The following is a 25,043-nucleotide window of genomic DNA, read 5'->3' as shown; positions in this document are numbered from 1 at the left end:
GTGAAGAGACTATAGGGAAATCAACAAAGCCTGTCCGTGGGTGTTTGGTATCGGCGTGTAACCGATTGTACAAAGGGGGAAAGGGCGGCGTGATGGCCGCCCGTAGGGTCAGTTCTTCAGATAACGCTGTTCAAGATGCTGGCGGAAATAAGCCGGGTTCAGCGCTTCGCCTGTCGCATTGATCAGCAGCTGGTCGGTGGAGAAGCGGCTGCCGTGCTGCCAGATGTTCTGTTGCAGCCAGTCGAATACCGGCTGCAGTTCGCCGTGCTGAATCAGTTCGCTGAGCTGAGGAATGGCGGTCTGGACGGAGCGGAACAGCTGCGCGGCGTACATCGCGCCCAGCGTGTAGGTGGGGAAGTAGCCAAACGCGCCATCGGTCCAGTGAATATCCTGCATACAGCCATCGCGATAGTTGCCGCGGGTATCCAGACCCAGCGACTGCATCATCTTCTCATCCCACAGCGCCGGAATATCCTCAACCTCTATCTCCCCTTCAATCAGCGCCTGTTCGATTTCGTAGCGCAGAATGACATGAGCCGGGTAGCTTAGCTCATCGGCGTCCACCCGGATCAGGCCCGGCTTCACCTGCTGGGTCAGACGGATGAAATTATCCGCCTGCAGGGCAGGCTGGTCGCCAAAGGTGGCGATGATGGTCGGCAGAATGCGCTGCAAAAATTCGCGGCTGCGACCGAGCTGCATCTCCATGAACAGGCTTTGTGACTCGTGGATGGCGGTGGAACGCGCCAGCGCCACCGGCTGCCCCCGCCACTGCTGCGGCAGATTCTGCTCATAGCGGGCGTGGCCGGTTTCATGGATCACACCCATCATGGCGCTGAGAAACTCAGCCTCATTGTAACGGGTGGTAATGCGTACATCTTCCGGCACGCCGCCGCAGAAAGGATGTGCGCTGATATCCAGGCGACCATGATTGAAGTCGAAGCCCAGCGTTTCCATGATGCTCAGCCCGAGCTGGCGCTGCGCAGGCACGGCGAACGGCCCCTGCGGCGTGACGATCGGCTGTTGTGCCTGCTTCTCCACGACCTGCTGTAACAGATCGGGCAGCCAGCTTTTCAGTTCGCCAAACGTCGCATCCAGCCTGGCGCGGGTCATGCCCGGTTCATAGAGATCGAGCAGGGCATCGTAACGCGAGCAGCCGCTGGCATCGGCGCGTCGCTGCGCCTCTTCTCGGCTCAGGCGCACCACCTCTTTCAGGTTGGTGGCAAAGCCCTGCCAGTCGTTAGCCGGGCGCTGAGTGCGCCACGCATGTTCACAAACCGAACCAGCAATCGATTTGGCTTCCACAAAGTCGTCAGGCAGCAGGCTGGCCTGCTGGTAAGCACGCTGCATTTCATGAAGATTGGCCCGCTCAACATCGTTCAGCGACGCCTGCTCTGCGGCCTTCAGCCACTCTCCGACCTGGGGAGCCGTCAGGATCTGATGCTGCAGAACGCTCATCTCGGCCAGGGCTTCACCCCGGGCCTGACTGCCGCCTGGCGGCATGGTGGTCTGCATATCACAGCCGGCGATGGCCGTGACATGGCTGAAACGGGAGAGGCGCTGGAAGGTCGCGCTAAGGTGCTGATACGCTGAGGTCACGTGAGACTCCTTGAAGTGTTTAACGCAGCGGAATTTCCCGCAAGGGTAGATCAACCGGCCAGCAAAAGCGAACGCTGGCTCCGCCCAGCGGGCTGGCCTCAATGGTGACCTGGCCGCTCAGCGCCTGCGCAATAGAGTGGACAATCGCCAGCCCCAGTCCGCAGCCGCCCGTCGCGCGATCGCGGCTCGGATCGAGCCGGACAAAAGGTTCGAAGACCCGTTCCCGCTCTTCTGGCGGAATGCCCGGACCATCATCCTCCACCTGCAGGCAGCCGGTTGCGCCGTCGAACCATAAGCTCACCCGCAGTCGCTGCTGCGCATAACGCAGCGCATTATTGACCAGATTATCCAGCACCCGCTCCATCAGGCGGCTGTCAGAAATCCCGATATTTTCACGCTGTGGCAGGTCGAGATCGATCCGGACATCGGGATTGATGGTGCGGAAGTCATCGAGGCGCTCGCGCAGCCAGCTGGCGAGATCCTGCGACTTCAGATTGAGGTCCACGCGTGGCCGATCCAGCCGCGCATAGGTCAGCAGCTCCTCAATCAGGCTTTCGAGCTGACCGATGTCGCGGTTCAGCGCCACCCGTTCGGCGTCCGTGAGGTTATCGCTCATCTCCAGCCGGTAGCGCAGACGCACCAGCGGCGTCCGCAGCTCATGGGCGATGCCGTCGATCAACTGCTTCTTACTGGCGACCAGGGTGTTGATGTTTTCCGCCATCTGGTTAAAGGCGATACCGAGCCGGAACAGGCTGGAGGTGCTGTCAAAATGGGTGCGCACATCCAGCTCACCGCGACCAAAGCGCTGAGCCGCTTTTTCCAGCCGCTGCATCTCCTGCCAGTGGGGGCGCAGCCAGATAAACACCGGCAGCGCCAGTGACATGCCGATAAAGACCAGCAGGGCAATATCGAGCAGCCGCATCTGATGCAGATAGAACAGATAGGGGATGGGCCCCACCGACAGCACGTAGTGGCTGCGCGGGATATGCTGCAAAAAGGTGTACTGGTCGTCGAGCGCCACAATCTCACCGGCGTGCAGGCGGCGCATGTTGGTCTCATCGAGCTGGAATTTGTTCATTGGCTCGATATGCAGGTCAAACGAGAGGCCAAGATCGAGGCTCTTAATGGTTTTGTTCCAGTCGCGCGGCGGGATCTCCCGCAGTTCGCTGCGGATCAGATAGAGCGAGCTGGCCATCAGGTCATTCATCGACTGTCGGCCTGCGCGCTCGGCGGTGAACTTATAGACCAGTCCCACCAGCAGCGCCATCACCAGAAAGCAGACAAACAGCAGCAGATAGAACTGAATAAAAAGCTTTCTCATAGGACGCGGGTATCCCAGGCCTGAGGCGCAAACAGGTAGCCTTTGTTGCGGATGGTCTTGATACGAAACGGCTCGGTGGCGCTGTCGTGCAGCTTTTTGCGCAGGCGGGAAATGGCTACGTCGATGCTGCGATCCAGACCGTCATAGCTGACGCCGCGCAGGGTTTTCAGCAGCGCATCGCGGTTAAGCGTCTGACCGGCATGGCTGGCGAGGACCCAGAGCAGGTCAAAATCGGCCGTAGAGAGGGCGATCTGTTCGTCAAACAGCGTCACCTGTCGATTGAGGGCATCGATGGTCAGCGAGCCAAAACGCAGCATACGGTTCGCGGCAGGAATGGCGGGCGCATCCTCCGGCTGCGTCTGCTGAGACTGACGCAGATGCAGGCGCAGACGGGCCAGCAGGACCGCAGGTGGCGTGGTCTTCAGGATGTAATCCTGCGCGCCCATCTCCAGCGCCAGAATGTGATTCATGTCGCTGTCGAGTGAGGTGAGCAGCACAATGGGCCCCTGCCAGTTGGCCCGTAAATCACGGCAGATCGTCATGCCATCCTTGCCGGGCAGCATGATATCCAGCATCACCAGATCGGGTTGCTGTTCGGCAATCACCGCTTCAGCGCGGTCGCCGCGCGTCTCAACAATCACTTCAATGTCATGACGACCCAGGTAGGCCGCAATCAGTGAACCCACTTCGGGTTCATCTTCTACATAAACAATTTTGTTCATAGTTTACAAAGCAGAGACAGGGATGGACGAAAGCATATCTTTTCCTGGTCCTGAGCTCTACGCTACCGCACGAAATATCCTTAGCTTGCTGGTATATAACCGGCAAAATGTGCAATCATTAGCGCGGCCTTTTTGCGCCAGGTTTGGGATATCGTTGATTATTATGAGGAGCATTAGTGTGTCTGATAAAGAGCTGGCATCAGCCATATACCCTGACCGCATCTGCTTCAATTACAGTGACTTTCTTTCCGCTTCCTGCAAAAAACGCTGGAGCTTTGTCGATGCGATTTATGGCGTGATGCCGATATTTGGCATGGTGACACGGAAATCAGCCCACCGCTTACAGAGCAGTGACGACCCGTTAAAAGAATTAGCATTACAAATCATTTCTACCCAGGTGAGTGACGAAATTAACATCGCGCGCCTGGTCACTCTCGCGGAACAGCAGCAGATCAGCCGCTTTGATATCCAGCTCCCTTATCCGCTGTCGGCGGAGCAGCTGGATGCCATTCATCATGAATATGCCAAGCCGCTGAATCTCACACAGCAGGATGACCTGCTGTGTGTGTCGATTCCGGTGCAGTCACACTAAGCGCGCCTTTCGCGCTACCTCGTCAGCTGCCACACGGCGGGCAGCATGGCCGCGATCAGTAATCCCATCACAATCCGCTCCGGTGCGGTCAGCGCAGAGGCCGCGCGGCCTCCGCGGCGGGCAAAGAGAAACAGCAGCAGGCCTGGGGTATAGAGCACCACCGACATCATCAGATGCAGGGGGCCTGAGGCATAAAGCAGCCAGATGCCATACAGGCTGGCACCAAGACCGATCGTCATTGCCAGCGGCTTGTGCTGTCCGCGCACGACTTTGATCAGATATAACCCCACCAGCAGATAGGGCACCAGAATCATCTCCGAGGCGATGGTCAGCAGGTTGTTGTAATCCGCGCCGGTCACGGCGATCAGAATCAGGCAGACCTGAATACTGCCGTTAGTCAGCCACAGTGAGGCAGCGGGCGCGTTGTGGCGGTTTTGCCGGGCAATGCTGCGAGGAAAGGCACCCTGCTGCGCGGCAATCAGCGGCACTTCGGCAGCCATAATCGTCCAGCTCAGATAGGCGCCGCAGACGGAGATGATCAGGCCGATGGCAATCACCGCATCGCCCCAGTGTCCCATCAGTCGCGTCATCAGTCCCGCCATGGAGGGGTTGCGCATCCCGGCCAGTTCGGCACGGGGCACCACGCCCAGCGACAGCAGCGTCACCAGCAGATAAACCAGCAGGGCGGCCAGTACCGCCAGCAGGGTGGCGCGTCCCACATCTTTTTTCTGACGTGCGCGGGCAGAAACCACCACGGCACCCTCAACCCCGATAAAGACCCACAGAGTGATCAGCATCGTCTGTTTGACCTGCTCCCACAGGGGTTGCCCCAGCGTGACGCCGGAAAAGTCGACCCGGAAGCGATCGTAGTTAAACGCCATCACCGCCAGCACGATAAACAGCAGCAGCGGCACCAGTTTGCCCAGCGTCGCCATCAGATTGATACTGGCCGCAGTCTGTACCCCGCGCAGTACCAGCCAGTGAACCAGCCACAGCAGCACCGAGGCCCCCAGCATCGCCTGCCAGGTGTTGCCATCCCCAAAGATCACCCGATCCGGGGTATCCGTGAAAAAGCTCAGGGCGGAGAAGACGATCACCAGATAGGAGACGTTGGCGATGACAGCACAGAGCCAGTAGCCCCAGGCGGAGCAGAAGCCTGTCAGTTCACCGAACCCGGCGCGGGCGTAGGTGAAGATGCCGCCGTCGAGTTCAGGTTTCAGGCGGGTCAGCAGCAGCATCGCCAGCGACAGAAAGATGATGCCGACGCCGGTAATCAGCCAGCCCAGCAGCAGCGCCGCCGGACCCGCCACCGCAGCCATATTTTGCGGCAGACTGAACACGCCGGCACCCAGCATGGAACTGAGTACCAGCGCCGTCAGCGCACCGAGACCTAATTTTTTCTCCAAAACAACCTTCCCGCTAGCATATATGGCTGGATAAATCGGATTTCATCGCTGGGTTATCGCAGACTCGCGGCAGAAAACAGGGACAAACTCCGGCAAAACAGGCGGCAGATTTTACGGAGTGTGGCGGGGGATGGCAATGCGTGACTATGCAAATCCGCGCAGGAATTATGCAAACAGCAGGGCGGCGGGCGCCGCCCTGAAGAGATTACTTAAACAGGTCAGCGGTGACGGTCAGGTTACCGCCACTCTGGTTCTGCCACTGACGGGTCACGTGATAAAACTTCGCACCTTTATCAGACGCACGCTTCGCCACTTCTTCAGAAACTTCGGTAGGGGAACCGAAGTGACCGGTAAAGGTCACGGTGTCGAACGGCTGCATCTGCGCGGCCGTAATCGCGTTCACTTCCTGCACGGATTTGCCGTTTGGCAGATTCACCGTGTAGCGCTTGCCGGTTGAGCTCTGGGTTTCGAAGAAGCGGCCCACTTTATTGCTCGGTGTCTCAGAGGAGGCGACGCCAGGGATTTCAACCTGAGCGGCCGCTGCACCACCCGCAGCCAGTGCAGCTTTACCCGCTTCTGAGTCGGCAGGAATCGCGTTCGGCGTCTGAACCACACGCGCTTTAGCATCCGCTTTATAGACGTAGGCCGTGATGTACTGGTTGCCGCCGCTGTTGGCGTCAATCTGACGAACAATAAAGAATGAGGCGGCACCTTTCTCTTTAGCCGCTTTTGAAATTGCATCGTTGACATCAGGCTGGCTGGCAAAGAAGCCGCTGACGGAAACGGTGTCGAAAGGTTCGAGCTTATAAGCTTCAGCCTTTGGCAGTTCGTTGACGCCGTTAAAGCGACGGTATTGGGTGGTTTCGGAAGCGGCCGGGGCATCAGCCTTGTAGAGGTCGGCAGTAACGCGCCAGTTGCCGCTGTTGCCGTTGCTGTCGTTGATCCCCTGAATGTAAAAAGAAGCAGCGCCCATCTCATCTGCACGCTTAGAGACCGCATCGGCTGCGTCGCCAATTGCGTTGAAACGGCCGGTGATATTAATACGTTCGAATGGCTTCAACGCGGCCGCTTTTTCTGGCGTTAACTCCTGCGCAGCGAATGCATTAGCTGCCAGCAGGGACAACAGAGTGGACGCCAGAATAGTGTTCTTCAGCTTCATAAAAATAATCCTTCGCCTTACGCAAAAATGAGTACGAAAACGTGCTGGACTCTTGATGTATAACAGATTAGCCGCTGATTATTGCATGTTATAAACAGACTGTCGCAGCGATTTTTTGCGCGATATCGCGTTATTCAACTCCCTGTTTTTCATCTGACTGTCATGAAATGCGTTTAAGGCGTCATTTCTGGGCGCTGTTACCACTAAAAACGGTAACACTTAGCGATATAACAGTTAATGCATTGTTAATTAAGGGTTTTTATTGTTGATTAATTCGTCCGGAGCGCAATTTTCATAGCAGATTATCTGCTGATGACGCGTTTTAATAGCGTAATAATGCAGGATTTCAAAGCGAATACTGAATAATCAGGTGAATGTCTCCATCTGCGGTAACCGCTGTGGATCAGGCGTCACAATTTAAGTAGGTTATAAACACTTTGAAATATCTGCATTTCGACTATAAGCAGCTGAAACCGCGTTTCGGCTGCGCTGTCGTGGTGCGGATTCGGGCCATCATCCTTTAACCGATGAAAGGAAACACTATGTTAATTGGAATACCCAAGGAAAGGTTGCCAAACGAGTCGCGCGTGGCAGCCACGCCAAAGACCGTGGAACAACTGATCAAACTGGGTTTCAGCGTCACGCTTGAGCATGACGCCGGTAAACGCGCCAGTTTTGATGACGAAAGTTACCTTGCTGCGGGTGCCACCCTCAGCGACCGTCAGCAGGTCTGGCAGGCCGATATCGTCATGAAGGTAAACGCACCCGATGACGACGAAATTGCGCTGACCCGTGCAGGCAGTACGCTGGTCAGTTTTATCTGGCCCGCCCAGAATCCGGCGCTGCTGGAAAAGCTGGCTGCCCGTCAGGTGACGGTGATGGCGATGGATTCGGTGCCGCGTATTTCGCGCGCGCAGTCGCTGGATGCCCTGAGCTCGATGGCCAACATCGCCGGTTATCGCGCTATCGTCGAGGCGGCACATGAATTTGGCCGCTTCTTTACCGGTCAGATTACCGCGGCAGGTAAAGTGCCACCGGCAAAAGTGATGGTGATTGGGGCTGGCGTGGCGGGACTGGCTGCGATAGGCGCGGCGGGCAGCCTGGGCGCCATCGTCCGGGCGTTTGATACCCGTCCCGAAGTCAAAGAGCAGGTGCAGAGTATGGGCGCCGAATTCCTCGAACTCGATTTTGAAGAGGAGGCGGGCAGTGGGGATGGCTATGCCAGAGTCATGTCCGACGCCTTTATCAAAGCGGAGATGGCGCTGTTCGCCAGCCAGGCCAGAGAGGTGGACATCATTGTCACCACCGCGCTCATCCCAGGCAAACCGGCTCCGAAACTGATCACCGAAGAGATGATCGCCAGCATGAAGCCGGGCAGTGTGATTGTGGATCTGGCGGCGCAGACCGGCGGCAACTGTGCGCTAACCGTCGCCGACCAGGTGACCGTGACACCGAATGGCGTGAAAATTATCGGCTATACCGATCTGCCCAGCCGGCTGGCGACGCAGTCCTCCCAGCTGTACGGCACCAATCTCGTCAACCTGATCAAGCTGCTCTGCAAAGAGAAAAATGGCGAAATCCAGGTCGATTTTGAGGATGTGGTGGTGCGGGGCGTGACGGTGGTGCGCGACGGCGAAATCACCTGGCCCGCGCCGCCGATTCAGGTCTCTGCTGCCCCTCAGGCCAGACCTGCTGCCGCAAAACCCGCTGAGAAACCGGAAGCAAAACCGGCCTCGCCGTGGCGCACCGCGCTGCTGATGGCTCTGGCAATCGTGCTGTTTGGCTGGCTGGCCAGCGTGGCACCGGCAGAGTTCCTCTCCCATTTTACCGTGTTCGCGCTCTCCTGCGTGGTTGGCTACTACGTCGTCTGGAACGTCAGCCATGCACTGCATACCCCCCTGATGTCCGTGACCAATGCCATCTCCGGCATCATCGTCATCGGAGCGGTGTTGCAGATGGGGCACGGTGGCTGGGTCACCTTCATCTCCTTTATTGCCGTGCTGATTGCCAGCATCAATATCTTTGGTGGCTTCACCGTCACGCAGCGCATGCTGAAAATGTTTCGTAAGGGGTAATTCATGTCTGGCGGATTAGTCACTGCAGCCTATATTGTGGCTGCCATTCTGTTCATCTGTAGTCTTGCCGGTCTTTCGCGTCATGAGACCGCTAAACGGGGCAATATTTTCGGCATCAGCGGGATGGCGCTTGCCCTCATCGCAACCATCTTCGGCCCGGACAGCGGCAATGTGGCCTGGATCCTGCTGGCGATGGTGATTGGCGGTGCAATCGGCATTCGCCTGGCAAAAAAAGTCGAAATGACCGAAATGCCAGAGCTGGTGGCGATTCTGCACAGCTTTGTGGGTCTGGCCGCGGTGCTGGTCGGGATTAACAGCTATATCGACCATGCGCCAGGCCTGCCGGCCGCGATGGAGAATATCCATCTCAGCGAAGTCTTTATCGGGATCTTTATCGGTGCCGTTACCTTTACCGGCTCACTGGTGGCGTTTGGCAAGCTGTGCGGCAAAATCTCCTCACGACCGCTGACGCTGCCCCACCGTCATAAGCTCAATCTGCTGGCGCTGGTCGTCTCCTTCCTGCTGCTGCTCTGGTTTGTTGACACCAGCAGCACCGCGGCGCAGGTGTTTGCCCTGCTGCTGATGACGGTCATTGCGCTGGCCTTTGGCTGGCATCTGGTTGCCTCCATTGGCGGTGCAGATATGCCGGTTGTGGTGTCGATGCTTAACTCTTACTCAGGCTGGGCTGCGGCCGCGGCCGGTTTTATGCTCAGCAATGACCTGCTGATCGTGACCGGGGCGCTGGTGGGCTCATCCGGTGCGATCCTCTCCTACATCATGTGTAAAGCGATGAACCGTTCGTTCATCAGCGTGATTGCGGGCGGCTTTGGAACCGAAACCAGCAGCGGCGATGAGAGTCAGGAAGCAGGAGAACATCGCGAGATCTCCCCTGAAGAGACGGCTGAGATGCTGAAGTCCTCTGCGTCGGTGATTATCACGCCAGGCTACGGCATGGCGGTGGCACAGGCCCAGTATCCGGTAGCGGATCTGACCGCCCGACTGCGTGCACTCGGCATCCGGGTGCGTTTCGGTATTCATCCGGTGGCGGGCCGCCTGCCAGGACACATGAACGTGCTGCTGGCAGAGGCCAAAGTGCCGTATGACGTGGTGCTGGAGATGGATGAGATCAACGATGACTTCAGTGAAACCGATACGGTGCTGGTTATCGGTGCGAATGACACGGTGAACCCGGCGGCGCAGGATGATCCCCGCAGCCCGATTGCCGGCATGCCGGTGCTGGAGGTGTGGAAAGCACACAATGTGGTGGTCTTCAAACGTTCAATGAACACCGGCTATGCCGGGGTGCAGAATCCGCTGTTCTTTAAAGAGAACAGTCAGATGCTGTTTGGCGATGCCAAAGCCAGCGTTGAAGCGATTATCAAAGCGCTGTAACAGAAAAGGGGCGGCTAATCAGCCGCCCTTTTTTTGCGGAGGTTTAATCCTCCTCATCCTCTTCATCATCCAGATCAATCGGCGATTTAAAATCGTCTGGCTTAATCGCCAGCAGATCGCAGCGCAGGTGATCGATCACCTGTTCCGCCGTATTACCCAGGAATGCAGCCGAAAGTCCGGTGCGTCCGATGGTGCCCAGCACCACCACACCGGCACCCAGATGCGAAGCCAGATCCGGGATAACCTCCTCAGGCAGCCCTTTGGCAACGTGGGTGAACTCTTCACCAATGGAAAATTTCTGCCGCAACGCTTTCATGGCCACCAGATGCTGACCGCGGATGGCGTCGTTATAGACGCTGGGGTCGAAATCAGGCAGCTCAATCGCGATGTTGATCGGCGTAATCGGGTAGGCGCCGACCAGATGCACCTCGGTCTGGTTGACCTTTTCCGCCAGCTTCACCGTTTCACGAATCAGCTTCTGATTCAGGCCATCATGGTGCGGCTCTTCGCTGGCAAGATTGACGGCGACGATAGCTTTACCGCCCTCCGGCCAGGGCTGATCTTTCACCATCCAGACCGGGCAGGGGCATTTACGCAACAGATGCCAGTCGGTGGGGGTAAAAATCACGGACTCCAGACGATCATGCTGGTGGGCCATTTTCAGCACAAGGTCATGCTGATGGGCGAGCACTTCCTGGATAATCGCTTCATAGGGGCGGTTATGCCAGATAACCTTGATGTCGATTTCGACACCGGCATCCAGATAGGCGCGGGCCTGTTCACGAATCCATTCGGTGCGCTGGCTGATGACGCCCTGACGCATGGAGGCGCGTTCGTCCGGCGACAGCAGGGTGGTCATCTCATAGGAAAAGTCATAGATAGGCAGAAAGGCTTTAATTCTCCCGCCAATACGTTGATTCAGATAGACCGCACGTCGCAGCGCGGGCTGATCGTCTTGCTGGGCATCAATGGCGACCAGAATATTTTGGTACTGGGACATGAGGCGTTCTCCTTAAACCAGAGCGACTGGAATAAAGATAGCCTATGTTGCACAGGGGAAGAAGTGAAAAAGTTACTGCCGGATCAACAAAATAAGATTTATTGATCCGGCGGCGGATCAGGCGGCCTGATGGCTCTGACCTGCTAACTCTTCCAGCAGGGCGTGGTTCTCAATGGTGATATATTTGCCTTTCACCGCCAGCATACCGGACTTCTGGAATCGACCCAGCAGACGGCTGATCGTTTCTACCGTCAGGCCCAGATAATTACCGATGTCGCCACGCGTCATGGTGAGGCGGAATTCGCGCTGTGAGAAGCCGCGCTGGCCGAAGCGGCGGGAGAGGTTCCAGATAAAGGCCGCCAGGCGCTCCTCTGCGTTTTTCTTGGAGAGCAGCAGGATCATATCCTGGTCGCCTTTGATTTCACCGCTCATCAGACGCATCATCTGCTGACGCAGGGCAGGCATTTTCCCTGACAGGTCATCCAGGGTTTCAAAAGGAATTTCACAGACCATGGCAGTTTCCAGCGCCTGCGCAAAGCTGGGATGGCTGGCACCCATAATGGCATCAAAGCCGACTAAATCACCCGCCAGATGGAAACCGGTAATCTGCTCATCACCCTGCTCAGTAATGGTGTAGCTTTTGATCGTGCCGGAACGGATGGCGTACAGTGACTTCAGTTCGTCACCCGCTTTGAAAAGCGTTTGCCCTTTCTGAATCGGTTTTTTACGCTCAATGATGTTGTCGAGCTGATCCAGCTCATGTTCATTTAGCGTGAAGGGGATGCAGAGCTGACTGATGCTGCAATCCTGGCAGTGAATGGCACAACCGCCCGACTGAATACGACGAATGCTGCGTTTTTCAGGGATCATAATGGTTCGCTCGACGATTATTGACTGGGGTCAATTTTAACATTTTTTGAGCTGAAGGGAACTCATCCGAGCAGTTTTACACTTACAAAAACCAGGGATGATTCACACATCGCTAAACGCAGATGTGACGGGCTTCTCAGAACGGCACCATGCAAAAGTGTCACGAAAAGTTTCCGTTTTTTTGATCGGTTCCCCGAAAACCTGCGGCCAGTCATAATCAGAAAAGTTGGCTGGCCCGGTGTTTACACCTTTTGCTACGCTATCGGGTAAGACCTGTTTTTGTACGCTATCAATTTTAATCAGGTGTGAGAAAACCATGAACCTTGATGATAACGATCTGTTTCGGGATGCCATGGGTGATGTCACGCCGCTGAAAGACACCACCACAACCCTGTGGCTTAAATCCCCCTCAACCAAAGCGCCACGTAAAGCACCCGATGAGTCGGTGCTGGAGAACTTTCTTACCCGGGGCGATCTGGAGATTATTCCGCTCAATACGCCGCTGGAGTATAAAGCCGACGGCATTCAGCAGGGCATCGTCGATAAGCTGCGCAGAGGGGAGTATAAGCTGGATGCCAGTCTCAACCTGCTGCGGCAACCGGTCGAAACCTGCCGTCAGGCGCTGTTTAACTTTATGATGCAGGCGCACAAACTGGGTTTACGCAATCTGCTGATTATCCACGGCAAGGGGCGCGATGATGAATCGCACGCTAACATCGTGCGCAGCTATCTGGCGCGGTGGCTGCAGCAGTTCGATGACGTTCAGACTTTCTGTGTGGCGCAGACCCGGCACGGTGGCGCCGGGGCGCTCTATGTCGGGTTGCGGAAAACGGACAAGGCGCGGCTGGAAAACCGCGAGCGGCATGCCAAACGTAGCCGCTAGCTGTGAAATTTACGGATGGTCGACATTAACACTTCGGCACTCAGGCTCAGTTCCGCGCCGGTGCGGGTGATGATACCGACCGGTTCACCCGGTCCGGAGGAGTGAATCGGCAGGGCACAGACAGCATTGTGGCTGAGGTCCTCCTTGATGGCCCCGGATGGCACAAACCAGATGTAGTCGTAGCGCAGCGCCAGCTGACGTGCCAGTGAGGTGGAGGAGGTTTCAATACAGTGGGGCGGCAGCGTGCAGCCCTGTTCATCAAGCATCTGCTGCGCGATGCGGCGCGGGGCGGTGCCTTCCGGTGAGATCACCACCGGCCACTGCATCGCCCGGGATAAGGTGACATTGTCACTTAAGAGGGGGTGCTCCGGCCTCACCACCAGCTTCAGGGACTCCAGAAACAGCAATTCGTAGGTGAGACCGGTCATCATGTCGCTGTCAGCCATACGGCCGATACCGATATCAAACTCGCCGCCGCGCAGGCCTGCCAGCAGGACGTTGTTATGCAGCGTCGCCACCTGAATAGTGGTATTGGGTTGCAGCTGATGAAAACGATCCAGGATACGTGGCAGCATGCCCATCGCCGCCGTGGTGAGCGCCCCCAGCCTGATAATGGCCGGGGCGTCACCCGACTGCTCATTGAAACTCTGTCCGGCATGGTTCAGGGCGTCCAGCACCCGAACCGCATGGGTCAGAAACTGCTCTCCCATGGTGGTCAGCTGCGCGCCCAGCCGCCCGCGTTCAAAGAGGCGGGCACCCGTCAGCTCCTCCAGCTCGTTCAGGGTCTTTGAGAGGGCGGGCTGACTCAGGCTGAGGGTCTCTGCCGCCCGTCCAAGCGTGCCTTGCTGCGCAACCGCAACAAAGGTGTGAAGGTGGCGCAAGCGAATGCGCTGATTGAAAAGGATATTTTTGTCCATAGCGTAAACTTAATGAGAATGGCCGACATTAAGCAATACTTTAAAATGAAATCTGTTAACTTTGCTGCAAATTTTATTTAACAAAAAGGGTAAATCTGGCCTTTCTTTAGTTAAATGACTGATCTGACTGACTTATGCAATCCCTCCCGCCGTCACCGCCCATCACCCGCCAGTGTAATATCAGGCACTTACCGCGCTGAAACTGAAGAATTCTCATCACCCGATAAAAATCTGACCGCTTAAGGTTAACGATGGGCTATCATAAGCGCCGTTTTTTTTACTTAAACTGATGTCCGATCCCGTTACTCCCGAGGAGTGTCCATTGACCAGCGTCGAGGCGGTAGATGTCCGCCAGCTTATCAACCAGCAGGGGCTCAGCCACTGGCAAAAGCGGCTTATTGCACTCTGTTTTATCGTGGTGGCACTCGATGGCATGGACATTGCGATTATGGGATTTATCGCGCCAACGCTGAAAGCAGCCTGGGGCGTAAGCAATCATCAGCTGGGGGGCGTCATCAGCGCCGCACTGATCGGCCTGGCACTGGGTGCGATGGTGGCAGGGCCGCTTGCTGACCGTTATGGCCGGCGCATGATGATTATCTTCAGCGTCTTCTTTTTTGGTCTCTGGACGCTGGCAACCGCTTTTTCTCAGAACATCGAACAGATGATGCTGTTTCGCTTTCTGACCGGGCTGGGACTGGGGGCCGCGATGCCCAACGTTGGCACGCTGGTCGCGGAGTATGCGCCCGAACGTCGTCGCGCCTTCATTATCACCGTGGTCTTTTGCGGTTTCACCTTCGGCGCGGCCAGCGGCGGTTTTGCCGCCTCCTGGCTGTTGCCCCGCTATGACTGGCATTCGGTACTGCTGCTGGGCGGTATCCTGCCGCTGCTGGTGCTCCCTTTTCTGATCCGTGGCCTGCCGGAGTCGGTGCGATTTCTGATCGGTCGTGGCGCGCCGGCTGCACGCATTCACGCCATCCTGGAGCGGATGCTGCCGGGTAAAACCGCACCCGACTGCGCCTTTCACGCACCTGAAGCCAGCGTGCCGGTGCGTGGCGCAATCGGTACCGTGCTTTCGCGCCGCTATCTGTTTGGCAGCGTGATGCTGTGGGGCGGCTATTTTATGGGCCTGTTCATGGTCTACCTGATTGGCAGCTGGCTGCCCTCACTGGTCAACACCCTGGGCATGTCGGTCACCGAAGCGGCGATCATTACTGCGATGTATCAGGCGGGTGGGACCCTCGGATCGCTCTTTGCGGGCTGGATGATGGATCGTTTCAACGCCAATCTGGCGCTGGCGGCGATCTACGGCTGTGGCGGCCTGTTTATTGTCGCCCTGGGCTTCTCACCGGCCGAAGTCGGTATGATGAGCGCTATCGCCTTTTGCAGTGGCTTTTGCTTTAACGGGGCCAACACCGGGATGAATGCGTTATCTGCCAGCTACTATCCCACCCATGCCCGCGCCACCGGCTCCAGCTGGATGCATGCTGTGGGTCGCGTCGGGGCGATCCTGAGTGCTTTCGTGGGAGCAGAGATGATGTCTCTGGGCTGGTCGTTCAGCGTGATCTTTCTGCTGCTGGCGATACCGGCGGTGATCACCACCCTGATGCTGCTGCTGAAAAACCGTTACGGCTTTAAGCCGATCACAGATTCGTGATTTTTTCCGCTGAGACCGGCGCGTTGCATTACATTAGCTGCAACGCTCACGGTGTCAGGTGGATAAGATGGAAAACTTTCTCAGTGCGGATCGCATCCGTACCCGTTTCTCTCAGGCGATGTCAGCGATGTATCAGCAGGAGGTGCCGCAGTACGGCACGCTGATGCAGCTGGTCGCCACCGTCAACGAACGCACGCTGGACGCAGACTGTGCGCTGAAAGATCGCCTTACGGCCGCAGATGAGATTGACCGGCTCAATATTGAGCGTCACGGTGCCATTCGGGTCGGGACGGCGGATGAACTCGCCACGCTGCGCCAGCTGTTTGCGGTCATGGGCATGTCCCCGGTGGGCTATTACGATCTCTCTCAGGCAGGCGTGCCGGTTCACTCCACCGCGTTCCGACCGGTCGATGACGCGGCGCTGCGTCGCAATCCCTTCCGGGTTTTCACCTCACTGTTGCGTCCTGAACTGATCGACGATCCCGCGCTGCGCGAGAAGGCGACAACGATTCTGGCCGCGCGTGACATTTTTACTCCCCGCTGCCGGGCGCTGCTGCGGGTGCATCAGGAGCAGGGCGGCTTCACCGCCGACCAGGCGGAGGCCTTTGTTACCGAAGCGCTGGAAACGTTTCGCTGGCACGCTCACAGCCCTGTCGACAGTCAGACCTATCAGGCGCTTAATCAGCAGCATCGCCTGATCGCCGATGTGGTCTGCTTTCCCGGCTGCCACATCAACCATCTTACGCCGCGCACGCTGGATATCGACCGTGTCCAGCAGCTGATGCCGTCGCGCGGCATCGATCCGAAAACGCTGATCGAGGGGCCGCCACGTCGTCAGGTGCCGATCCTGCTGCGTCAGACCAGCTTCAGGGCGCTTGAAGAAGCGATCATCTTTCAGGATGGACATCCGGGCACCCACACTGCGCGCTTCGGGGAAATTGAGCAGCGAGGCGTTGCGCTGACGCCGAAAGGCCGGGCGCTCTACGACCGGCTGCTGAGTGAGGCTGGCAGCGGTCAGGATAACGAGCAGCATCAGCAGCACCTGGCCGCGATTTTCCGTGACTTCCCCGACGATGAGACGACGCTGCGTCAGCAGGGGCTGGCCTGGTTCCATTATCGCCTGAGTGAAAAGGGCATGATGACACCGCCCGCTCAGGGTGAATCCCTGGAAACGCTGATTGCCCAGGGCCGGGTGGTGGCCGATCCCATCGTCTATGAGGATTTTCTGCCGGTCAGTGCGGCGGGGATCTTTCAGTCTAACCTGGGGGACCAGGCGCAGGTGCGTTCTGCGGGACAGGCGAGCCGACAGGCCTTTGAGGCGGCGCTGGGCTGTGAGGTGCTGGATGAGATGGCGCTTTACGAAGCGCGCCAGCATCGCTCGCTGGCGCAGTGTGGGTTACGCCCGGCATAGATCCAGCGCAGATTCACGTTGTCTGCTGACCCGTGCCGGTAAAGCGCAAATCCTCGCTTTACCGGCCTGCACAGGTTTAGCGCTGTGATTACCCCGATTGATTAATGCCATCAGGGGGTCCGGCGCGCCCGCTGGCGGGGAAAACCGTCAGTCCCCCCTCAGCGCTGTGCGGTCACCTCACTCTCCCGCCATTTTAAAGATAAACAGAATTAATCGGAAACCGCCCCTGACTCCCGCAACTGGCTGCTGAGCATGATGAGGGCTGCCGGGCGTTGTTCAGCATATTCTGCAAATCCCGCCTGAACCTGGACAATGCAGACGGGCCTGCAAATAATGGAGGAACGAGTAAACAGGGAATCAGGAATGAAAAACGAAACAGGTCTGAGGATCATGACTGCCGAAGGGGAGTTACGTGGAAGCATGGACGATGACCTTTTCGTATTCAAAGGCATACCTTATGCAGCACCGCCCGTGGGCGCGTTACGCTGGCGGCCACCCCAGCCGGTCACACCCTGGCAGCAGGTGCGTGACGCGACACAGTTTGGTGCCTCCGGCTGGCAGAATCGGGCCTGGTGTGAGGCTGTCGGCGGAGGCAATCCCGGCGAGTTCAGTGAAGACTGCCTCTATCTTAACGTCTGGACACCCGATGTGGAGCCCGCCCGACCGCTACCGGTGATGGTCTGGCTGCACGGCGGTGGCTTTACCATTGGCGCAGGCGGACTGGCCCCCTATAACGGCAAACCCCTGGCGTCACGTGGCGCAGTGGTGGTGACCCTGAACTACCGGCTGGGCCATCTCGGCTTCTTCTCTCATCCCGCGCTGGATGCGGAATACCCTGTTGCCGGCACGGTGAACAATTTTGGTCTGCTCGACCAGATCGCCGCCCTGCAGTGGGTTCAGCGCAATATTCCCGCTTTTGGCGGCGATCGTCGCAATGTGACCCTGTTCGGTGAATCGGCCGGCGCGCGCAGCGTGCTGTCACTCTGCTGTTCGCCGCTGGCAGAAGGGTTGTTTCACAAGGGCATTGTCCAGAGCGCCTACAGCCTGCCTGATACCCCGCTGAAAAAGGCGCGTCAGCAGGGTGTGGCGGTGGCACGACACTTTGGCCTGCCGCCTGATGTCACCGCAGAGCAGTTGCGCGCGCTGCCTGCCGATGCCTTCTGGTCGCTGGAGGGGACGCTGGCGATCCCGCCGGTGCCGATTGCCGGGGACGCCGTTCTGCCCGAGCCGATGCTGAAAACCTTCCTGGCGGCTAAACAGCACCGTCTGCCGCTGATGGCGGGCAGCAATAGTGATGAGGCCAGCGTACTGGACTATTTTGGTGTGGATGCCACTGCCGTGCTGCATCAGTTGCGTGACAAAAACCGGCTGACCTACCGGACACTTAAATGGATGTATGACATCCATGACGACCGACTGCTGGGACGGGCCGTGGCGCGCGATATGGCCTTCAGCCTGATGCCGTGGCTGGTGATGCGGGCGCAGTATCGTGTCGGCATGCCGGGCTGGCGCTACTGGTTTGATTATGTCTCTGAGCACGCCCGCGACCTCTATCCTCATGGTGCCTGGCACGGTAATGAAGTGCCGTATGTGCTGGATACGCTGAGTCAGATGCCCGACCCCAACGAAGCCCGGCCGTTCAGTGAGGCGGACAGGGCGTTTGCGGCGCAGGTCAGCGACTACTGGTTCAGATTTGCCCGCGACGCCACGGAATATACGCATCAGCTGGACGGTGAGGTAGTCTGGCCCGCGTGGCACCCCGGCAATGACGTGACAATGTCACTTGGTGACGACCGCCAGCATGCCCTGAAGCTGAAGCGAAACTTTATGCGTGCCCGTCTGCGCCTCTTCCGGTTACTGATGACGCGCATGGTCAGGCTTTAGTGGGGATTTAATGATTAGCTCGCTAACCATTAAATAAAGCGAATGGAAAAAATCTGCTTTTTTAATCCTAACTGATTGATGTAGCGTTTTTTTAACCGAAATCTGACATCCGGACGCTGTAAAATATTAGGTAACAAAACAGTTACATCTTCACAATTCCATGCCGATAAACCTCCTATGCCCGACACTTGCGGGTCAACGTGTATAGGATTTTGGTATGGGAATGCTTAAAAATTTTACCATCAGAGCAGTGATGCTCTCCATTCTGGGACTGTTCTGCTTACTCTGGAGCGGCGTCGGGCTCTATAGCATCCACTCGCTTGGCGCGCTGAGCGAAGGCAACGATGTAGACCGTCATCTGGTTGAACAGATGACGGTTCTGAGCAAAGGGAACGATCAATATTTCCGCGTCGTGACGCGCCTGTCGCGCGTTATGGAAGGTAAAGCTGCCGGTAAAACATTAACGGATGAAGCCTATGCCCCGGTGCAGCAGGCGCTGGACAGCATGACGCAGCAACTGGCGCGCTTTAAGCAGCTGGCACCGGGCCCGATGAACCCGGAGGTGGTGGATAGCGTGATTCAGAGCTGGCAGAAACTGCTGGACGAAGGCGTGACCCCGCAGCTGCAGCTGGCCCGTCAGGCGTCGCCGGATGCCTATCGCCAGCAGGCGAACAACGTGACCCCGCCGCTGAGCCGCGCCTTTGGCGTGAGTGCCGACAAATTTAACCAGGGTGCGGCTGAAAAACTCGATACCACCCGCGTGGAAGTCGATCATCTCACCTCCATTACCAAGACGATTATCACCATTGCGGTGATCATCGGCCTGCTGATTCTGCTGTTTACCGATCGCTATCTGGTGGCGATGCTGGTGCGTCCGCTGGAGAGCATCCGCACGCACTTCGCGGTCATTGCCACGGGCGATCTGAGCCAGCCGGTGACCGATTTTGGCCGCAACTGCGTCGGTAAACTGGTGCCGCTGTTGGGTGCCATGCAGGACAGCCTGCGCGAAGCGGTCAGTGCGATTCGCAACGGCACGGAAAATATCTCCCGTGGCGCGGCGGAGATCTCTGCCGGAAACAACGATCTCTCTTCCCGTACCGAAGAGCAGGCCTCAGCGCTGGAACAGACTGCGGCCAGCATGGAGGAACTGACGGCGACCGTGAAATTCAACGCCGACAATGCGCGTCAGGCCAGCCTGCTGGCCGAGACCGCGACCACGACAGCGCAACGTGGTGGTCAGCTGGTGAGTGAAGTGATCAGCACCATGGATGGCATCTCCGGCAGCTCGAAGAAAATTGCTGAGATCACCAACGTGATTAACGGTATCGCCTTCCAGACCAACATTCTGGCCCTCAACGCCGCGGTTGAAGCGGCGCGTGCCGGGGAACAGGGGCGCGGATTTGCGGTGGTGGCTTCAGAGGTGCGGAGTCTGGCTCAGCGCAGTGCTAACGCCGCCAAAGAGATCGCCACGCTGATCGAAGAGTCGGTTCAGCGGGTGGATAAAGGCGCCGAACTGGTCAGCACCACGGGTGGCACCATGAACAACATCCTGAAATCGGTGCAGGATGTGGATGCCATCATGAAACAGATCGCCTCTGCCTCGGAAGAGCAGAGCAAGGGCATCTCTCAGGTTGGCACGGCAGTGACCGAAATGGACAGCGTGACCCAGCAGAACGCCTCACTGGTCGAAGAGGTCTCTGCGGCAGCCAGTGCGCTCGCACTGCAGACGGAAGCGCTCCAGGCGTCAGTGTCGAAGTTCCGTCTTTCCGGCACCAGCCAGCCTGCGCCGGTCATCAGCCACAAGCCCACCGCGCCGAAAGCGCCGGCGCTGAGCGTGGCTCAGGCTAAACCTGTGGATAATGGCGACTGGGTCACCTTCTGATCCCGGCACAGCCACGCCACCAGTTCCGCCAGGAAGGGTGGCGCATCCTGCGGCGCCCGCTGCAGTAAACTGTAAACGGCGCCGGTTTTCACCTCGCCAGCGAACGGCTTAATCAGCCTGCCGCTGGCGATATCACTCTCCACCAGATTGCTGTCGGCAATCGCCACCCCGAATCCCTGAATCGCCGCGCTGATCGCTAAGTCCATGGTGGAAAAATGCTGATTGCGCTGCATCTTCAGCGTCACCTGCTGCGCCTCCAGCCAGCACTGCCAGTCACGTTTGTCCTCTGTGGGATGCAGAAACGTCATCGTCTCCAGCGCCGCCAGGTCGTCTGGTGCGGGCTGAACCGCCGCCATGACCGGCGTCAGTGACTCGCTGAACAGGGTGATCCCGTCGGGCTGTGGCTTGCCATACACAATCGCCGCATCAAAGTTTCCCAGCCGGGCTGCGTGATCCAGCGTGGTGGTCAGCGCCACATGCAGTTCCGGCCGCTGCTGCTCCAGCGCGATCAGCCGGGGAACCAGCCAGCGCATCGCGCAGCTCGGCGCTTTCAGCCGAATGCTGACCTGCGTGCGCCGCACCTTCTCGCTGGCCTGCACCATCATCTCAAATCCCTGACGCAGTTCCGGCAGCAGCGCGCTGCCCTGGGCGGTCAGCCGCAGCCCGCGGGCATGACGGTCGAACAGCGTTACCCCCAGCCACTGCTCCAGCGCGGCAATTTTGCGGCTCACGGCCCCCTGAGTCAGACAGAGTTCACCCGCCGCGTGGGTCAGGTTGAGATGACGGGCGGTCACCAGAAAAGCGTGGATGGCATTAAGCGGCAGCGATGAGCGCGACACGATAAACCTCAGCTATGCATTTTTGTCATGGCTATTATGACGACATTTCGCTTGCCGACTCAAGCCGCAGCCCGTTGAATAGTTTTTTACCGGATCAGACCGGCTATGTTTCTGATGGAGAGAGTATGTCCCTGACAACGCCTGTTGCTGTTCACTCAAAACTGCCGGATGTCGGCACCACTATTTTTAGCGTGATTGGCCAGCTGTCAGCGCAGCATCAGGCGATTAACCTGTCGCAGGGCGCACCGGGTTTTCCCTGTGACCCGGCGCTGGTCGCCTCCGTCAGCCGCGCGATGGAGGAGGGGCACAATCAGTATGCTCCCATGATGGGGCTGCCCGCCCTGCGTGATGCGCTCGCCACGAAAGTCGAGGCGCTTTATGGCGCGAAATACGATCCCGCCAGCGAAGTGCTGATCACCGGCAGCGCCAGTCAGGGGATCTATATGGCGATCACCGCGCTGGTGCATCAGGGGGATGAGGTGATCTTCTTTGAGCCAGCCTTCGACAGCTATGCGCCAGTCGTCCGGTTGCAGGGCGGAAAGCCGGTCGGGCTTAAGCTGGCGGTGCCTTCCTTTGCGATCGACTGGGAGGCATTACGGGCTGCGATTACGCCGCGCACCCGCATGATCATCATCAATACGCCACATAACCCCAGCGCGCAGGTGCTGACGTCTGAGGATCTGAACCAGCTGGCAGCCTTAATCCGCAACACAGACATCGTGGTGCTCTCGGATGAGGTTTACGAGCACATTCTGTTTGATGGCCGCCCGCACTGCGGGATGGCGACGCATCCGGAGCTGGCTGCGCGCAGCGTCATCGTCTCCTCGTTTGGCAAAACCTTTCACGTTACCGGCTGGCGGGTGGGCTACTGTCTGGCCCCGGCGGCGCTGATGACCGAACTGGTTAAAGTGCATCAGTTCATGATGTACGCCGCCGATACGCCGATGCAGGTGGGCTTCGCACACTATCTGCAGACACCGGATCATTATCTGTCGCTCAGCGCATTCTATCAGCAGAAACGCGACCGGCTGATTGCGCTGATGCAGGATTCGCCCTTCAGGCTGCTGCCGAGCGCCGGTTCGTTCTTTATGCTCGCCAGCTACGGACATTTCAGTGACGAACCCGACAGTGAAATGGTAAAACGTCTTATCGTCGATCACGGCGTGGCGACCATTCCGCTGTCGGCGTTTTATATGGATGGCACAGACAACAAACTGATTCGTCTCTCTTTTGCAAAGGACGAGGCGACGCTGGAAGCTGGCGCAGCAGCGCTGAGTGCGTTTTCCTGCTGAATCACGCGACAGCGTGAAGCCGGGGAAACGGGTAAATAATACTTTTCGGGGCTAATAATGAAGAAACTGAACGCGCTTTTCCTCGCTCTGGGCATGATGACATCGCTACAGGCACTGGCACAGGATTTACGTTACGGCGTGGAGTCACAATATCCCCCGTTTGAAAGTCGCAACGCAAAGGGCGAACTCGAAGGCTTTGATATTGAGCTGGGTAATGCAATCTGTCAGGCGGGCAAATTTACCTGCCACTGGGTTGAGAGCAGCTTTGATGCGCTGATCCCGGCGCTGCAGGCGAAGAAGTTCGACGCGATTAACTCGGCGATGAACATTACTGAAGCCCGCGCCAGAAGCATCGCCTTTACCCAGCCCATCTACCGTATTCCGACAATGTTAGTGGCGAAGACCGGCGAGAATCTGGCCCCGACCGCTGACGGTCTGAAGGGCAAAAATATCGGGGTTCTGCAGGGGTCCATTCAGGAAACTTACGCGAAGAAGCACTGGGAGCCGCAGGGCGTGACGGTGACCTCTTATCAGGATCAGAACCAGGTTTACAACGACATGGTCGCGGGGCGTCTTGACGGCACGCTGGTGATGTCTGCTGCCGGTCAGTCCGGCTTTCTCGATAAGCCACAGGGCAAAGGTTTCGGCTTTGTCGGCAAACCGGTCGAGGATGACGCGATTCTAGGCTCCGGCATCGGCTACGGACTGCGTAAGGATGACACCCAGCTGAAACAGTCGCTGGATGCGGCAATTGCCAAAGTGCAGAGCGATGGCACCATTAAAAAGCTGGCGGAAAAATATTTCCCTGGCATTGATGTCAGCGCGAAACCCTGACCTTAATCGGGCGCGAAATGCGCCCGACTTTGCGGTTTACTCTGCCGCCAGATGGCAGAGTTTCTCCGCGACCTGATAGGACTTCACAAACGAGGAGATGGGCAGAAACTCAAAGCGCGAATGGAAATTATGCGCGCCGGTAAAGAAGTTCGGCGTCAGCAAGCCTTTGGCCGAGAGGGCCGCGCCGTCCGTTCCTCCGCGCATCGGGATCACTTTGGGTTCAATCTCCAGCGCGGCAAAAGCCGTGAAGATCAGATCGATCGCCCGCCGATCCTCTCCCAGCGCATTGCTGATGTTGCTGTAGATATCGCTGATGGTGATGCTGACTTCACCGGTCGGATAACGCGCCGCAATATCCCTGGCTGCCGCTTCTAACTGCTCTTTGCGTGCCGCAAAGCGGGTCAGGTCAAAATCGCGGATGGAGGCTTTCAGGGTCGCCCGGCTGGCGTTGGCCTGAATCTCGTTAAACCAGATATAGCCTTCACGGCCTTCGGTATGCTCCGGGGTCTGCTGGCGGTCAAACAGGCTGATATAGTCGTGCGCCATCAGCAGGGGATTTACCAGCACCCCTTTGCCCGACATCGGATGCGCCGGCACGCCGGTAAACACGATTTCTGCGGCGGCGCCATTGAAGTTCTCATAGACCACTTCGCCCAGTTCACAGCAGTCTATGGTCCAGGCAAAGTCCACGTTAAAGCGCGTTTCCAGATCCAGCGCTTTCGCCCCGCGCAGGCCGATCTCCTCATCCGGCACAAAGGCCACCACGATATCGCCATGGTCGCCGCTGAGGTTTGCCATCAGCGTCATCACCACAGCCACGGCGGCTTTGTTGTCCGCCCCCAGCACGCTGGTGCCGTCGCTGAAAATCACCGGCTCACCGATGTAGGGCGCGATCTCCGGATGTTCATCGCGGCGCAGCCAGATATCCTGCTGGGCATTGAGACAGAGATCCTCGCCCTGCCAGGTAAGGATCTGCGGATGGATATCGGGCGACAGACCGACATCAACGGTGTCGATATGGGTAATAAAGCCGATGCGTGGCGCGTCAGGACGGTTGCCGCGCTTCACGGCGGTCACGGTGGCATGTTCATCCACCACCACCTGATCCAGTCCCAGCGCACGCAGCTCCTCCGCCAGCAGGGCAGCCATGGCGTGCTGGCTCGGTGTGCTGGGCAGGGTGGTGGATTTGGCATCGCTCTGGCTGCTGACGGCGAGGTAACGGAAAAAACGTTCGGTGAGCTGCGACTCAGGTTTGTCTGTCATCACTATTCCTTATTAGTCAGCTACAGGCAGGGTTCGCTATGGTGCCGA

Annotated in this window: 20 protein-coding genes; 10 read left to right on the top strand and 10 right to left on the bottom strand. The window is 57.9% G+C overall.

The annotated features are described in order from the left end of the window. Positions 1-108: 108 nt before the first annotated feature. From AC6I7A_RS09740 to rstA, 3 genes are read right to left on the bottom strand one after another with little or no spacing between them, the layout of a single operon-like run. Complete coding sequence (locus AC6I7A_RS09740; protein ID WP_058957861.1) at positions 109-1,596, bottom strand: carboxypeptidase M32; 1,488 nt, start codon at positions 1,594-1,596, stop codon at positions 109-111. 19 nt (positions 1,597-1,615) lie between these two features. Further along, positions 1,616-2,917, bottom strand: coding sequence for a two-component system sensor histidine kinase RstB (rstB, locus tag AC6I7A_RS09735; protein ID WP_009090073.1), 1,302 nt, complete (start codon positions 2,915-2,917; stop codon positions 1,616-1,618). Further along, entirely contained in the window at positions 2,914-3,639 is a 726-nt protein-coding gene (rstA, locus tag AC6I7A_RS09730) for a two-component system response regulator RstA (protein ID WP_009090075.1), read from the bottom strand. Before rstA ends, rstB begins: the two co-directional genes overlap by 4 nt. Before the next feature lie 178 nt (positions 3,640-3,817). Between rstA and AC6I7A_RS09725 the strand changes: the two genes are divergently transcribed. Further along, entirely contained in the window at positions 3,818-4,231 is a 414-nt protein-coding gene (locus AC6I7A_RS09725) for a hypothetical protein (RefSeq protein WP_058957860.1), read from the top strand. Between the two features lie 14 nt (positions 4,232-4,245). Here the strand turns inward: AC6I7A_RS09725 and AC6I7A_RS09720 are convergent, their stop codons facing one another. Continuing rightward, positions 4,246-5,637 (bottom strand): basic amino acid/polyamine antiporter, encoded by a 1,392-nt coding sequence (locus AC6I7A_RS09720; RefSeq protein WP_058957859.1) that lies wholly within the window; start codon positions 5,635-5,637, stop codon positions 4,246-4,248. Between the two features lie 205 nt (positions 5,638-5,842). Continuing rightward, complete coding sequence (ydgH, locus tag AC6I7A_RS09715; RefSeq protein ID WP_046101882.1) at positions 5,843-6,796, bottom strand: DUF1471 family protein YdgH; 954 nt, start codon at positions 6,794-6,796, stop codon at positions 5,843-5,845. A 542-nt stretch (positions 6,797-7,338) separates the two neighbouring features. Here ydgH and pntA point away from each other — a divergent pair. Further along, positions 7,339-8,871 carry a Re/Si-specific NAD(P)(+) transhydrogenase subunit alpha gene (pntA, locus tag AC6I7A_RS09710; protein ID WP_058958410.1) on the top strand — a complete coding sequence of 511 codons (1,533 nt, stop codon included), beginning with the start codon at positions 7,339-7,341 and terminating at the stop codon, positions 8,869-8,871. A 3-nt stretch (positions 8,872-8,874) separates the two neighbouring features. Further along, complete coding sequence (pntB, locus tag AC6I7A_RS09705; RefSeq protein ID WP_058958409.1) at positions 8,875-10,263, top strand: Re/Si-specific NAD(P)(+) transhydrogenase subunit beta; 1,389 nt, start codon at positions 8,875-8,877, stop codon at positions 10,261-10,263. A gap of 43 nt (positions 10,264-10,306) precedes the next feature. Here pntB and uspE read toward each other — a convergent pair whose 3' ends face one another. Both uspE and fnr read right to left on the bottom strand, forming a co-directional pair. Next, complete coding sequence (gene uspE, locus AC6I7A_RS09700) at positions 10,307-11,263, bottom strand: universal stress protein UspE (RefSeq protein WP_046101879.1); 957 nt, start codon at positions 11,261-11,263, stop codon at positions 10,307-10,309. 117 nt (positions 11,264-11,380) lie between these two features. After that, a complete protein-coding gene (gene fnr, locus AC6I7A_RS09695; protein ID WP_009090088.1) occupies positions 11,381-12,133 on the bottom strand; it encodes a fumarate/nitrate reduction transcriptional regulator Fnr in 753 nt (250 codons plus the stop codon). Positions 12,134-12,449: 316 nt separating this feature from the next. Here fnr and smrA point away from each other — a divergent pair, with 316 nt between their 5' ends. After that, complete coding sequence (gene smrA / locus AC6I7A_RS09690) at positions 12,450-13,016, top strand: DNA endonuclease SmrA (RefSeq protein ID WP_009090089.1); 567 nt, start codon at positions 12,450-12,452, stop codon at positions 13,014-13,016. Here the strand turns inward: smrA and AC6I7A_RS09685 are convergent. After that, positions 13,013-13,933, bottom strand: a complete 921-nt coding sequence (locus AC6I7A_RS09685) for a LysR substrate-binding domain-containing protein (protein WP_058958407.1) — start codon at positions 13,931-13,933, stop codon at positions 13,013-13,015. The two genes, smrA and AC6I7A_RS09685, sit on opposite strands and share 4 nt — an antisense overlap. 322 nt (positions 13,934-14,255) lie before the next feature. Here AC6I7A_RS09685 and AC6I7A_RS09680 point away from each other — a divergent pair, with 322 nt between their 5' ends. The 4 genes from AC6I7A_RS09680 (at position 14,256) to AC6I7A_RS09665 (ending at position 20,767) form a co-directional block, all read left to right on the top strand. Further along, a complete protein-coding gene (locus AC6I7A_RS09680; protein WP_046101878.1) occupies positions 14,256-15,590 on the top strand; it encodes an MFS transporter in 1,335 nt (444 codons plus the stop codon). Positions 15,591-15,657: 67 nt separating this feature from the next. Then, the gene (gene hglS, locus AC6I7A_RS09675) at positions 15,658-17,001 is read left to right on the top strand and encodes a 2-oxoadipate dioxygenase/decarboxylase HglS (RefSeq protein WP_058958406.1); all 1,344 of its coding nucleotides are present in this window, start codon (positions 15,658-15,660) and stop codon (positions 16,999-17,001) included. A gap of 363 nt (positions 17,002-17,364) precedes the next feature. Beyond that, positions 17,365-18,885, top strand: a complete 1,521-nt coding sequence (locus AC6I7A_RS09670; RefSeq protein ID WP_009090097.1) for a carboxylesterase/lipase family protein — start codon at positions 17,365-17,367, stop codon at positions 18,883-18,885. A gap of 217 nt (positions 18,886-19,102) precedes the next feature. Beyond that, positions 19,103-20,767 (top strand): methyl-accepting chemotaxis protein, encoded by a 1,665-nt coding sequence (locus AC6I7A_RS09665; RefSeq protein ID WP_009090099.1) that lies wholly within the window; start codon positions 19,103-19,105, stop codon positions 20,765-20,767. Here the strand turns inward: AC6I7A_RS09665 and AC6I7A_RS09660 are convergent. Further along, entirely contained in the window at positions 20,725-21,606 is an 882-nt protein-coding gene (locus AC6I7A_RS09660) for a LysR substrate-binding domain-containing protein (RefSeq protein ID WP_058958405.1), read from the bottom strand. The genes AC6I7A_RS09665 and AC6I7A_RS09660 overlap by 43 nt on opposite strands. 125 nt (positions 21,607-21,731) lie before the next feature. Between AC6I7A_RS09660 and AC6I7A_RS09655 the strand changes: the two genes are divergently transcribed. Both AC6I7A_RS09655 and AC6I7A_RS09650 read left to right on the top strand, forming a co-directional pair. Continuing rightward, entirely contained in the window at positions 21,732-22,898 is a 1,167-nt protein-coding gene (locus AC6I7A_RS09655; protein WP_058958404.1) for a methionine aminotransferase, read from the top strand. 57 nt (positions 22,899-22,955) lie between these two features. After that, positions 22,956-23,732: an ABC transporter substrate-binding protein gene (locus AC6I7A_RS09650; protein WP_046101873.1), complete on the top strand. Its 777-nt coding sequence runs from the start codon at positions 22,956-22,958 to the stop codon at positions 23,730-23,732. A 36-nt stretch (positions 23,733-23,768) separates the two neighbouring features. Here the strand turns inward: AC6I7A_RS09650 and pepT are convergent, their stop codons facing one another. Continuing rightward, a complete protein-coding gene (gene pepT, locus AC6I7A_RS09645) occupies positions 23,769-24,995 on the bottom strand; it encodes a peptidase T (protein ID WP_046101872.1) in 1,227 nt (408 codons plus the stop codon). Between the last annotated feature and the right edge of the window lie 48 nt (positions 24,996-25,043).

This window comes from Type-F symbiont of Plautia stali (genome assembly GCF_059731105.1).
Note: the sequence above shows the minus strand (reverse complement) of the source record. Positions and strands in the feature narration are given on the sequence as shown.